Source organism: Streptomyces lateritius (genome assembly GCF_014649715.1).
GTDB classification, from domain to species: Bacteria; Actinomycetota; Actinomycetes; order Streptomycetales; family Streptomycetaceae; genus Streptomyces; species Streptomyces lateritius.
On the sequence record NZ_BMTO01000016.1, the window covers coordinates 122,468 to 135,179 of the forward strand.

Here is a 12,712-nt window from a genome sequence, read left to right on the forward strand (position 1 = left end):
TCGGACGACGACGGGCCGGGGCGGGCGCTATGCCCTCCCCGGCCCGTTGCCGGCGCATCTAAGGTGAAACAGTCAACTTCTTCAGCGGACCTGGTCCACGTCGACGAGGTCGACGCGGATGCCACGGCCGCCGATGGCGCCCACGACGGTACGCAGCGCACGCGCGGTGCGGCCGTTGCGGCCGATCACCTTGCCGAGGTCGTCGGGGTGGACCCGGACCTCCAGCACGCGGCCACGGCGCAGGTTGCGCGAGGCGACCTGCACGTCATCGGGGTTGTCGACGATGCCCTTCACGAGGTGCTCGAGAGCCTCCTCGAGCATGCTCAGGCCTCGGTCGACTCGGTGGACGCGGCCTCGGCCTCGTCCGCCTTCTTGTCGGCCTTCTTCGCCTTCGGGGTGATGGCCTCACCCTTGGCGTCGTCGCCCTCGAGCGTCTTGGCGAACGCGTCGAACGAAGCGCGCTTGTCTTCCTTCGTCTCCGGCTGAAGCAGCGGCGCGGGGGCCGGCAGGCCCTTGTGCTTCTGCCAGTCGCCGGTGAGCTTCAGGATGGCGAGGACGGGCTCGGTCGGCTGGGCGCCGACGGACAGCCAGTACTGCGCACGCTCCGAGTCGACCTCGATCTTCGACGGGTTGTACGTCGGGTGGTACAGACCGATCTCCTCGATCGCACGACCGTCCCGGCGGGTGCGGGAGTCGGCGACGACGATGCGGTAGTGCGGCTGGCGAATCTTGCCGAGGCGCTTGAGCTTGATCTTGACTGCCACTGGAGTGGTGTCTCCTGGTCTTGACGTGGTTGGGCACATGAGATGCCACGTGGGGTTGCGGTACTCGGGTGCCCGATGGACGCGTCAGCCGGAGGAGAGAGGGGTCCTGTGCGGCTGTCGAGTACAGCTAGCCATTGTGCCACACGCCCGTGGCGCCCCGGACCCGGCGGGGTCCGGGGCGGTCAGCTCGCCGCGCCCACCGTCTCCGGGATACGGAAGGGCTTGCCGCAGCCGCCGCAGACGATGGGAGCCTGGGCGAGGACCGAGGGGACCACGCGGACGTTTCGGCCGCAGTCGCAGACGGCTTTCACGCGCACGCCGCCGCCGGAGGAGCCGTGGCGGGCGGCCGGCCCCCGGAACGAGCGCTTGGTGTCCGCGGCCGTCGCGACGGTGTGCGCCTTGAGGGCGCGCTGGAGCCGCTCGATCGTGGGCCGGTAGCGCCGCTTCGCCTCGGGGTTGAGCGTGACCAGGGAGAAGCCGCTGCTGGCGTGCGGCTCCTCGGGGTGGTCGAGTCCCATCTCCTCGGCGATCGCGAGGAATCTGCGGTTGTGGTAGCGGCCGGCGCGCGAGGTGTCACGGACTCCTCGGGCGGCTGCGATGCCGTGGACTGCCTCGTGGAGCAGTCGCTCGAAGGAGAGCTCGGCGCCGCAGGCGGACGAGGACTCTCCGATCAGGGATTCGGGCGCGGCGAGATCCGGCAGTTCGGGGTGGTGCCGCTGAATGTCGGCCCACGCCTGTGCCAGCTCTGCGGCGAGAACAGGTGGTGTCGTGCTCACGTCGCGTACAACGAGCCGGAACGCTCCCGGGTTCCATTACGGGGCATCCCAAATATTTTGCACGTACCCGTCAGTTGCCGTTGATGCGTCCTGACGAGGGCCAGTGCGCCGATGTGCGGAGAAGGCTCGCAGCTCACGGCAAGGTGGTGCGTAGCAGCGCATACGCCCCGGCGCGTAGAGGGGCCGTACGCCCCGAGGGGGCGTCGCAGGGACAGTACCGGGTCCGGGCGCAAGGCGGCGCACCGGCCCTTCCCGCACCTGTGGCCCGAACCGGCAAGTGGTCCGGCGCGAGCACTGGACGCGGGCACGGATGCGCAGTTCCCTGACATACAGGGGGATGCGGGCGCACAGACACGGGGGCCGTCGACCAGGCACTGATTGGGGCGCATTCCATGACATCCACGCTCGTCCGGCACGACCCCGCACGGCTCGTCCGGCGCGACCCCGCGCGCGACTGGGCGGAGATCCAGGAGCGGATGCTCGTGCCGCTCTACGAGGCGGTGTATGACCGTCTCGACGTGGGACCCGGCTCCCGGGTCCTCGGGCTCGGCTGCGGGTCGGGCCTGGCGCTGCTGATGGCGGCCTCGCGGGGCGCCCGGGTCACCGGGGTGGACCGGGACCACGCGCGCGTGGAGCTGGCCAGGGAGCGGCTGCCGGAGGGCGGGGGCCACACGGTCGTGGAAGGCGGGCCCGCGGAGGTCGAGGGCGGGCCCGGTGGCCCCTCCGGCGGCCTCCGGTACGACGTGGTGACGGCGTTCCACACCACTGCGGGTTCGGCGGCGGAACTGGCGGCGGTCACTCCTCTGGCCGAATCGGGCGCAGCGATCGTGCTCGCGGGCTGGGGGCCGCCGGAGCGGTGCGCGACGGGATCGGTGCTGCGGGTCGCGGCCCGGCTGACGGACTGGCGGCCGGCGCCCCGGGACGAGCTGGAGGACGTGGTGGCGCGGGCGGGTCTGCGGCCGGACGGCTCGGGCCGGGTGTCGTGCCCGTTCGGGTACGCGGATCCGGACAGCGCGGTGCGGGGGCTGCTCTCGACGGGTGACTTCGACGCGGCGGTCCGGGCGACGGAGGCGTCGCAGGTGGAGAAGGAGATCCTGGAAGCCCTGGATCCGTACGTCCGCGGGGACGGGACGGTGTGGATGCCGAACGTCTTCCGGTACCTGATCGCCCGGATGCCGTGACCCCCGCGGGCTGCGGGCCGTGGCTAGGCGTCCTTCGCCAGGCGGGTGATGCCGGCGGCGCGGTAGGCCGCCTCTTCCTCCAGGGTCTCGTTCGCGAGCAGGGCGGCGGCCAGGGCGTCGAGCTTCTCGCGGTTCTCGCGGAGTTGCCGGACGGCGCTCTCGTAGCACTCGTCGACGATCCGGCGCATCTCCTCGGCGACCGCGTCGAGGGTCGCGGGGGCCGCGGAGAGGCCGTACGCCTGCTGGGCGTCGCTCGGGATGGCGGTGAGCCGGCCGACGCGTTCGCTCATGCCCCAGCGTCCGGCCATGCCGCGGGCGATGTGGGTGACCTGTTCCAGGTCGCTCTCGGAGCCGGTGGTGACGACGCCGAAGACGACCTGTTCGGCGGCCATGCCGCCGAGCGCGCCGCTGATGCGGCCGCGCAGGTACTCCTCCGTGTACGCGTACTTGTCGGCGTCCGGTGTCGACAGCGTGACGCCCAGCGCGCGGCCGCGCGGCACGATGGTGATCTTGCGGACCGGGTCGGCGCCGGGCTGGAGCATGCCGAGCAGGGCGTGTCCGCTCTCGTGGTACGCGGTGCGGCGGCGTTCCTCGGCCGGCATGACGAGCGGCCGTTCCGCGCCGAGCTGGACCTTCTCCAGGGCGTCGGAGAGGTCGGACCGGGTGACCGTCTTCTGCTGCCGTTTGACGGCGAGGAGGGCGGCCTCGTTGGCGAGGTTGGCGAGTTCGGCGCCCGTCATGCCGGGGGTCGTGCGCGCCACCTGGACGAGGTCGACGTCGGGGGCGAGCGGGATGTCCCGGGTGTGGATCCTGAGGATCGCCTCGCGTCCCTGGCGGTCGGGCGGGTTCACGTGCACGATCCGGTCGAAGCGGCCGGGGCGGGTGAGGGCGGGGTCGAGGACGTCGGCGCGGTTGGTGGCGGCGAGGACGATGACGCCCTCGGAGCCGGTGAAGCCGTCCATCTCCGTGAGGATCTGGTTGAGCGTCTGCTCGCGTTCGTCGTGTCCGCCCATGCCTGAGCCGCCGCCGCGGGCCCGTCCGATGGTGTCGATCTCGTCGATGAAGATGATGGCGGGGGCGACCTTCCGGGCCTCGGCGAAGAGTTCCCGTACCCGCGAGGCGCCGACGCCGACGATCATCTCGATGAACTCCGAGGCGGAGGCGGAGAAGAACGGAACGCCCGCCTCCCCCGCCACGGCACGCGCGAGGAGGGTCTTGCCGGTGCCGGGCGGGCCGGCGAGCAGGACGCCGCGGGGGATCTTGGCGCCCATGGCGCGGTAGGCGTCGGGGTTCTTGAGGAAGTCGACGACGTCGTTGAGTTCGCCCTCGACCTCGTCGATGCCCGCGACGTCCTCGAAGGTGGTCCGTTTGGCCCCTTCGATCTCGACGGGTTTCGGCGGGGCCTTGCGGCCGAGCATGCCGCCGGCGCCGCCGAGTCCGGCGCGCATCCGGCGGGCGATGAACACCCACAGCAGGACGAGCAGCAGCATGGGCGCGAGGGAGATCAGCAGGTTGGAGAGGAAGCTGCGTTCCCGGACGACGGGCTCGGCGGTGACGGTGACCTTCTGCCGGGTCAGTTCGTCCCAGAGCTTGTCGTCGGCGAAGGCGGGCCGCTGGGTGGTGAACTTGGTGTAGTCGCCCTTGCCGTCGGGCAGGGGCTGCTCGTTCTTCAGCTGCCCCTGGATGGCGTCGCCCTTGGAGTAGATCGTGGTGACGTTGCCCGCCACCACCTGCCTGCTGAACTCGGTGTACGAGATCGTCGGTTCGTCGCCCCGGTTGAAGAAGGACAGCACGAGGTTGGCAAGGAGGAAGACGACGAGCGCGGTGAGGACGAGGCCGCCCCACCCGCCCGGCATCTTCCTCTTCGACGGCGGAGGCGGCGGGGCCCCTTCCGAGCGCCACGGCTGGTCGGTCCGGTCGCGCGGGGGTACGGGGTTGGCCACGCTGCTCTCCTCAAGCCGACGTCAGCCCCATGATGCGAGAAGGGGAGGAAAGCGGCATCGCGGGCGTGGCACAGGCATGAAAAGCGGACGTGGCGCAGGCATGAAAAGGGGCCCGGAGCGGTTTCGTACCGCCGGGCCCCTTCTCGTCACACAACAGGGTGTCAGCCCATGAACTTCTTGAACTCGTCGGGCAGCTCGAAATCCTGCGGAGTCTGATCCGCCGGAAGCCCGAACGCGCCGCCCGCCTGGGCCTGCTCGCGCCGCGCCGCGGCCGCCTGCTCCTCGGCCTTGCGCTTCATCGGGTTGCCGCTCTTGCGCTTGCCCTTGGCCTGCTTGATCTGCTTCTTCTGCCGGCCGGCGCCGCCGCCCATGCCCGGCATCCCCGGCATGCCCGGCATGCCGCCGCCCTGGGCCATGCGGGACATCATCTTGCGCGCCTCGAAGAACCGCTCGACCAGGCCCTTGACCGCGCTGACCTCGACGCCGGAGCCCTTGGCGATACGGGCGCGACGCGAGCCGTTGATGATGGTCGGGTCCTGGCGCTCGCCCGGGGTCATCGACTTGATGATCGCGGCCGTGCGGTCGACGTCCCGCTCGTCGATGTTGTTGATCTGCTCCTTCATCTGCGCCATGCCGGGGAGCATGCCGAGGAGCTTGGAGATGGAGCCCATCTTGCGGACCTGCTCCATCTGGGCGAGGAAGTCGTCGAGCGTGAACTCCTGGCCCTTCTTGGACGCCAGCTTGGAGGCCATCTTGGCGGCCTCTTCCTGGCTGAAGGTCTGCTCGGCCTTCTCGATGAGCGAGAGCATGTCGCCCATGCCGAGGATGCGGGACGCCATGCGGTCCGGGTGGAACGCGTCGAAGTCGTCCAGCTTCTCGCCGTTGGAGGCGAACATGATCTGGCGGCCGGTGACGTGCGCGATCGAGAGCGCGGCACCACCGCGGGCGTCGCCGTCGAGCTTGGAGAGCACGACGCCGTCGAAGCCGACGCCGTCGCGGAAGGCCTCGGCGGTGTTGACCGCGTCCTGACCGATCATGGCGTCGACGACGAACAGGACCTCGTCGGGGCTGACGGCGTCGCGGATGTCCGCGGCCTGCTGCATCAGCTCCTGGTCGATGCCGAGGCGGCCGGCGGTGTCGACGATGACGACGTCGTACTGCTTGGTCCGCGCGTACTCGACGGAGTCCTTGGCGACCTGGACGGGGTCGCCGACGCCGTTGCCCGGCTGCGGGCCGTAGAAGGCCACGCCGGCGCGCTCGGCGACGACGCCGAGCTGGGTGACGGCGTTGGGGCGCTGGAGGTCGCAGGCGACGAGCAGCGGGGAGTGGCCCTGGCTCTTGAGCCAGAGACCGAGCTTTCCGGCGAGGGTGGTCTTACCGGCACCCTGGAGACCGGCGAGCATGATCACGGTGGGGGCGGTCTTGGCGAACCGCAGGCGCCGGGTCTCGCCGCCGAGGATGCCGACGAGCTCCTCGTTGACGATCTTGATGACCTGCTGGGCGGGGTTCAGCGCCTGGGAGACCTCGGCGCCGGTGGCCCGCTCCTTGACCTGCTTGATGAACGCCCGGACGACGGGGAGGGCGACGTCCGCCTCGAGGAGGGCGATACGGATCTCGCGCGCGGTGGCGTCGATGTCCGCCTCGGACAGGCGGCCCTTGCCCCGGAGATTCTTGAATGTCGCTGCAAGGCGGTCGGAGAGGGTATCGAACACGGTGGTCGCGGATCCTCGGTGTCGGGGGCGGGCGGACGATTGCCCTCCAGGGTATCTGGCCGCTCGAAGTGTGTGTCCCCGCCCGCCGGAACCGGCGGACGGGGGCTGCCTCACCGCAGCGCCTTCTCCAGGGCCCGCGCCAGGTCCGCGGCCTCCTCGTCGGCGAGGAGGGAGCCGTCCGGGCGGGTCACGTAGAGGGTGTCCACGGCGTTCGCGCCGAGGGTGGAGACATGGGCGCTTCTGACCCGGACCTCGGCGCCCTCCAGGGCGCGGCCGATGCGGTGCAGGAGGCCGGGGGCGTCCTGGGCGCGGACCTCGATGAGGGTGGCGAGGCGCGAGTCGGCGGCGGCGACGGTGACCCGGGGTGGCGGGGCGGTGACGCCCCGGCGCCGGGGGTAGGCGGCCTCGCGTTCGGCCAGGCGCGCGGGGATGTCCAGGGTGCCGTCCAGGGCCCGGACGAGGTCGGCGCGCAGCCGGGCGGCCTGCGGCAGCGAGCCGTACTCGGCCGCGACGCGCCAGTTCAGGACGAGGACCGCGCCCGGGCCGAGCTCGGTGGGGAGTTCGACCGCGCGCAGATCGGCGGCCCGTACGGTCAGACGGTGCAGGGCGAGGACGCCGGCGGCGGCCGGCAGGACGCCCGGCTGGTCGGGCAGGGCGAGGAGCAGTTCGACGCCGACCGGTTCCGGTTGTGGTTCCGCTTCCCGGTCCGGCCCGCGTTCCCCGGAATCGCCCGAGGACTGCCCCGTCGACTCTGCCGAGGTATCCGGCTGTGTGTGCAGGGCGAGGACGGGCTCGCCCGTCCTCAGCGCCTCGATCGCCAGGCGTTCCTGTTCCGCGCTGGGCGCGGCGGGTTCCGGTTCGGCCGCCGGTTCGCCGGCGAGGACGGCTCCGACCCGCTTCACCAGGTCGGCCACCAGCGAGGCGCGCCAGGAGGACCAGGCGGCGGGCCCGGTGGCGAGCGCGTCGGCCTCGGTGAGGGCGTGCAGCAGTTCCAGGGCGCCCGGTGTCCCGACGGCCGCCGCCACCGCCTGGACGGTGGCGGGGTCGTCGAGGTCCCGCCGGGTGGCGGTCTCGACGAGCAGCAGGTGGTGGCGTACGACGGTGGAGACGACGCCCACGTCGGCGCGGTCGAATCCGATCCGGGTCGCGATGTCGCGGGCGATGGTCTGCCCGGCGACCGAGTGGTCGCCGGGCCAGCCCTTGCCGATGTCATGGAGGAGGGCGGCGACGAGCAGCAGGTCGGGACGGCCGACGCGGCGGGTCAGCGAGGAGGCGCGGACGGCGGTCTCGACGAGGTGCCGGTCGACGGTCCAGGTGTGGACGGGGTTGCGCTGGGGCCGGCAGCGCACCCGTTCCCAGTCGGGCAGGAGCCGGGTGATGAGCCCTTCGGCCTCCAGTGCCTCCCACACCGGGACGGTGGACTCCCCCGCGCCGAGCAGGGTGACCAGTTCTTCGCGGGCTTCGGCCGGCCAGGGCACGGGCAGCGGTTTGGCGGCGGCCGCGAGCCGGCGTACGGCGTGCAGGGAGATCGGCAGTCCGGACTGGGCGGCGGCCGCGGCGGCCCGCAGGGGCAGCACGGGGTCGCGTTCCGGTTTGGCGCTGAGGGCGAGGACGACCTCGCCGTCCATCTCGACGACGCCCTCGGCGAGCGGGGTGCGCTCGATGGGCGGTTTCGCGCCGCCGGGGCGACCGCCGAGGAGGGCGCGGAGCCTGGGCCGGGCGGAGCGTGCCTTGAGGACCCGGTTGACCTCGCGCCAGGTGACATCGGTGGCGTACGAGATCACCCGCGCGGCCTCGTACACCTCGCGCAGCAGGGTGTCGGCGTCGAGGAGGCCGAGTTCCCGGGCGACCGCGTCCTGTTCCTGGAGGGCGAGGCGGTCGGTGGCCCGTCCGGTCGCCAGGTGCAGGGCGTCGCGGGCGTCGAGGAGGCTGCGGCGGGCGGCGTCGAGGCCTTCCCGGGGGGCGTCGGCGAGCCATGAGGCGGCGACCGCGCGCAGGACCTGGGCGTCGCGCAGTCCTCCGCGGGCCTCCTTCAGGTCGGGTTCGAGGAGGAACCGCAGCTCCCCCATGCGTTCGGCCCGCTCGCGGCAGAGCGCGTCGAGTTCGGGGAGCCGCCGGGGCGCCTGGTTGCGCCAGTCGGCGAGGACGGCGGTGCGCAGACCGGCGACGAGTCCGTGGTCGCCGGCGACGGGCCGGGCGTCGAGGAGTCCGAGCTGGACCTTCAGGTCCTCACCGGCCGTCCTGCGGGCCTCGGCGGGGGTGCGGACGGAGTGGTCCAGGGCGAGGCCCAGGTCCCAGACGGGGTACCAGATGCGGTCGGCGAGGGTGGCGATCTCGCGCGCGTCGGCGGTGCCGTCGTGCAGGAGCAGCAGGTCGAGATCGCTGCGGGGGGAGAGTTCGCCGCGCCCGTAGCCGCCGACGGCGACGAGTGCCACCCCTCGGGGCGGCCGGGCGGCGGCGAACAGGCCGGTCAGCCAGTCGTCGGTGAGCCGGGCCAGTGCGGTACGGCGCGGCGGCCCGGACCGCTCCTTCTCACCGAGAAGGCGCAGCCGGGCCGCCGCGTAGCCGCCGGGTCCCGAGTCTTCCGCTTGCGTGCTCACATCGACGCTCGTCACCCAGCAGCTCCCTATCCGTGCCTACAGTGCGTCCGGACCGCGTTCGCCGGTGCGGACGCGGACGGCGGTCTCGACCGGCACGCTCCACACCTTGCCGTCACCGATCTTGCCGGTCCGGGCGGCCTTGACCACGACCTCGATGAGCTGTTCGGCGTCCTCGTCCTCGACCAGGACCTCGATGCGGATCTTGGGGACGAGGTCGACGGTGTACTCGGCACCGCGGTAGACCTCGGTGTGGCCGCGCTGGCGGCCGTATCCGCTGGCCTCGGTGACCGTGAGCCCCTGGACTCCGAAAGCCTGGAGGGCTTCCTTGATCTCGTCCAGCCGGTGCGGCTTCACGACTGCGGTGATGAGCTTCATGCGTCCACCTTCTTGGTCTCCGTAACTGCGGGGGCGGGCGCGGCGGTGGAGCGCGAGGAGGCGCCGCCGCCGGCTCCGCTGAAGTCGTACGCGGTCTCGGCGTGCTCGACCTGGTCGATGCCGGAGACCTCGTCGTCCTCGCTGACCCGCATGCCCATCGTCTTGTCGATGATCAGCGCGAGGATCGCGGAGGCGACAAGAGAGTAGGCGAGGACGGCGAAGACGCCGATGGCCTGCTTGCCGAGCTGCTCGAGGCCACCGCCGTAGAAGAGGCCCTTGGCGTCGGACTGGACTCCGCCGGTGGCGAAGAAGCCGACGAGGAGGGATCCGATGACACCACCGACGAGGTGGACGCCGATGACGTCGAGGGAGTCGTCGTAGCCGAACTTGTACTTCAGTCCGACGGCCATGGCGCAGACGAGGCCGGCGATGGCGCCGACGGCGATGGCGCCGAGCGGGCTGACGGAGCCGCCGGCCGGGGTGATGGCGACGAGGCCGGCGACCGCGCCGGAGGCGGCGCCGAGGGTGGTGAAGGAGCCGTGGCGGATCTTCTCGTAGGCGAGCCAGGCGAGCATGGCGGCGGCGGTGGCGACCTGGGTGTTGACGAACATCACCGCGCCGACGCCGTCGTCGTTGCCGAGCCAGGAGCCGGCGTTGAAGCCGAACCAGCCGAACCAGAGCAGACCGGCGCCGAGCATGACCAGCGGGAGGCTGTGCGGGCGCATCGGGTCCTTCTTGAAGCCGACGCGCTTGCCGATGACGAGGATCACGCCGAGGGCCGCGGCACCGGCGTTGATGTGGACCGCCGTGCCGCCGGCGAAGTCGATGACGCCCATCTCGAAGAGCCAGCCGCCGGAGCCCCAGACCCAGTGGGCGACGGGGAAGTAGACGACGGTGACCCACAGGGCGATGAACAGGGCCCAGGCGGTGAACTTGACGCGGTCCGCGAGGGCGCCGCTGATCAGGGCCGGGGTGAGGATCGCGAACATCAGCTGGAAGACGGCGAAGACGTACACCGGGATGGTGTAGCCGTCCCACAGCTCGGTGACGCCGATGCCACTCAGGCCGACGTAGTCGGAGGACCAGCCGATGATCGAGCCGGAGTCGGCGCCGAAGGCGAGGCTGAAGCCGTAGAGCACCCAGAGGATCGTGACGATCCCGAGGCTGATGAAGCTCATCATCAGCATGTTGAGGGTGGACTTGACGCGGACCATGCCTCCGTAGAAGAAGGCGAGTGCCGGGGTCATCAGCATGACCAGGGCGGAGCAGATGAGCATGAACCCGGTGTTGGCAGCGGAGAGCTCGGGGGCTGCTGCCAGGGTCGTGATGGCTGGTGCCATCGGCGTCTCCTCGTCGTCGGTACGGCCTGTGCGGGGGCGGGGCCGGAGAGCGGCTTGGCCGTGAGGGGTGGCCGGTTATGCGCCAAAGTTGGCGCAGCGCCGTTTCCGTCGATGCCGCACGATGTTTCGCCGCAGTGACGAAGGGGTGGGGCGTGTTACGCGACTGTGAACGGCCGAGTCACGAACGTGTAACGCGCGGGTCGGGTCCCGGACGCGGGCGTGCGGGTCCGTGGGCATGGGCCGGCCGCGGCAGCCATCCCTGTGGCCTGGCGGCGGGGGAGCCGAGTCGGGCGGTACGGGATGTCTGTCGCGGCCGGGGTTCGGGGGCGCGGCCCGCGCTCAGACCGCTTCGGCGGTCTCGGGCAGCAGGGCGGTGAGCCGGTCGGTGAGCTGGACGACCTCGGCGACGTCGTGGAAGTCGCGGGCCGCCGTGTCGACGGTCTTGCGGAGCCGGTTGTTGACCCGCTCGGAGCGGACGCGCTTGGCGACGACGAGCGCCTTCTCGACGAGGGCGGCGGACTGCTCGGGTTCGCGCTTGAGGAGGTGCACGGTGGCCATGCCGACGAGGTTGAGTGCGTACGAACGCTGGTGCTCGGTGTCCTTCTCGAACAGCTGGACGGCCCGCTGCATGACGGGCTCGGCGAGGGAGGCGTAGGTCGGGGAGCGGCCGGCGACGTAGGCCAGGTCACGGTAGGAGTGGGAGTTCTCACCGTTGAGCTCGGCCTCGGAGAAGAAGCGGATCCAGTCGGGCTCCGGCTCGCCGTCGAGGCCGACGTCGGCGAAGGTGTCCTCGGCCATCCGGACGGCCCGCTTGCACTTGCTGGGCTGTCCCATGTTGGCGTAGGCGCGTGCCTCCATCGCATACAGCATGGCCTGGGTGCGCGCGGTGGCGCAGTCGCGGCTGCCGTACTGCGCGAGGTGGATGAGTTCGAGGGCGTCGTCGGGCCGGCCGAGGTGGATCATCTGGCGGCTCATGGAGGAGAGGATGTACGAGCCGAGCGGCTTGTCGCCCGCCTCCTTGGCGGCGTGCAGGGCGAGGACGAAATACTTCTGGGCGGTGGGCTGCAGGCCCACGTCGTAGCTCATCCACCCGGCGAGTTCGGCCAGTTCGGCGGCGCAGGTGAAGAGGCGCTGGGCGGTGGCGGCGGGCTGTGGCTCCTGGAGCAGGTCGGTGACCTCGTGGAGCTGGCCGACGACCGCCTTGCGGCGCAGTCCGCCGCCGCACTGGGCGTCCCACTGCCGGAACATCGCGGTGGTGGATTCGAGGAGGTCCAGTTCGCCCGGGGAGAGGCGGCCGGGGCGCCGGGTGTCGAGAGCCGGTTCGGGGCGGCCGGGTTCGCCGGCCGGGGCGGGCACGAGCCAGCGCTGCATGGGCTCGATGAGGGCGGGGCCGGCGGCGAGCGACAGGGCGGAGCCGAGGAAGCCGCGGCGGGCGAGCATGAGGTCGCTGCGGGAGAACTCGCTGAGCAGGGCGACGGTCTGGGGGCCGGCCCAGGGCAGGTCGACTCCCGAGACGGAGGGCGCCTGGTGGGCGGCGCGCAGGCCGAGGTCCTCGATGGCGACGACCGATCCGAACCGTTCGGAGAACAGTTCGGAGAGGATTCTGGGGATGGGCTCGCGGGGCTGTTCGCCGTCCAGCCAGCGCCGGACGCGGGAGGTGTCGGTGCTGATGTGGTGCGCGCCCATCTGGCGGGCCCTGCGGTTCACCTGGCGCGCCAGCTCGCCCTTCGACCAGCCGCTGCGCACGAACCACGAGCTCAGCTGCTCGTTGGGGCGCTTGCCGGCAGTCGTACCGTCCGCGCCGCCGTTGCCGCCCACTGGAACGCCCCCATCCACATCAATGCCTTCGCCGCGTGAACCTCTAACAGAATGCCGTGTCTCGCGGCCTCCGTCCGGAGGTTGCACTCCCTCGAACTGGAAAGCGGGTTGCCTCCGGCATACCCACGCGCGCAATGCGGTCCCCGGTTCGTGCACCGAAAGTAATCCTACGATCACTGGTCCCGCGAGGCTGTTTCAAGAAT

Annotated in this window: 10 protein-coding genes; 1 reads left to right on the top strand and 9 read right to left on the bottom strand. The window is 71.6% G+C overall.

Annotated elements, in window-relative coordinates; all coding sequences use genetic code 11:
• Nucleotides 1–81 precede the first annotated feature (81 nt).
• The 3 genes from IE136_RS28595 to IE136_RS28605 form a co-directional block, all read right to left on the bottom strand.
• The gene (locus IE136_RS28595; protein WP_005311361.1) at nucleotides 82–321 is read right to left on the bottom strand and encodes an RNA-binding protein; all 240 of its coding nucleotides are present in this window, start codon (nucleotides 319–321) and stop codon (nucleotides 82–84) included.
• 2 nt (nucleotides 322–323) lie between these two features.
• Nucleotides 324–764, bottom strand: a complete 441-nt coding sequence (gene rpsP, locus IE136_RS28600; RefSeq protein ID WP_158990950.1) for a 30S ribosomal protein S16 — start codon at nucleotides 762–764, stop codon at nucleotides 324–326.
• 182 nt (nucleotides 765–946) lie between these two features.
• Entirely contained in the window at nucleotides 947–1,540 is a 594-nt protein-coding gene (locus tag IE136_RS28605) for a hypothetical protein (RefSeq protein ID WP_030759473.1), read from the bottom strand.
• 392 nt (nucleotides 1,541–1,932) lie between these two features.
• Here IE136_RS28605 and IE136_RS28610 point away from each other — a divergent pair, with 392 nt between their 5' ends.
• Entirely contained in the window at nucleotides 1,933–2,721 is a 789-nt protein-coding gene (locus IE136_RS28610; protein WP_158990948.1) for a class I SAM-dependent methyltransferase, read from the top strand.
• Between the two features lie 23 nt (nucleotides 2,722–2,744).
• Here IE136_RS28610 and ftsH read toward each other — a convergent pair whose 3' ends face one another.
• From ftsH to nsdA, 6 genes are all read right to left on the bottom strand, one after another.
• Complete coding sequence (ftsH, locus tag IE136_RS28615; protein WP_189601777.1) at nucleotides 2,745–4,664, bottom strand: ATP-dependent zinc metalloprotease FtsH; 1,920 nt, start codon at nucleotides 4,662–4,664, stop codon at nucleotides 2,745–2,747.
• Nucleotides 4,665–4,825: 161 nt separating this feature from the next.
• On the bottom strand, nucleotides 4,826–6,376 hold the full coding sequence (gene ffh / locus IE136_RS28620) for a signal recognition particle protein (RefSeq protein ID WP_189601778.1): 1,551 nt from the start codon (nucleotides 6,374–6,376) through the stop codon (nucleotides 4,826–4,828).
• Nucleotides 6,377–6,486: 110 nt separating this feature from the next.
• The gene (locus IE136_RS28625) at nucleotides 6,487–8,991 is read right to left on the bottom strand and encodes a [protein-PII] uridylyltransferase (protein WP_189601779.1); all 2,505 of its coding nucleotides are present in this window, start codon (nucleotides 8,989–8,991) and stop codon (nucleotides 6,487–6,489) included.
• A gap of 21 nt (nucleotides 8,992–9,012) precedes the next feature.
• A complete protein-coding gene (locus IE136_RS28630; RefSeq protein WP_003965965.1) occupies nucleotides 9,013–9,351 on the bottom strand; it encodes a P-II family nitrogen regulator in 339 nt (112 codons plus the stop codon).
• Nucleotides 9,348–10,691 carry an ammonium transporter gene (locus IE136_RS28635; RefSeq protein WP_158990940.1) on the bottom strand — a complete coding sequence of 448 codons (1,344 nt, stop codon included), beginning with the start codon at nucleotides 10,689–10,691 and terminating at the stop codon, nucleotides 9,348–9,350. Before IE136_RS28635 ends, IE136_RS28630 begins: the two co-directional genes overlap by 4 nt.
• Nucleotides 10,692–11,030: 339 nt before the next feature.
• Nucleotides 11,031–12,509 carry a transcriptional repressor NsdA gene (gene nsdA, locus IE136_RS28640; RefSeq protein ID WP_158990938.1) on the bottom strand — a complete coding sequence of 493 codons (1,479 nt, stop codon included), beginning with the start codon at nucleotides 12,507–12,509 and terminating at the stop codon, nucleotides 11,031–11,033.
• Nucleotides 12,510–12,712 lie beyond the last annotated feature (203 nt).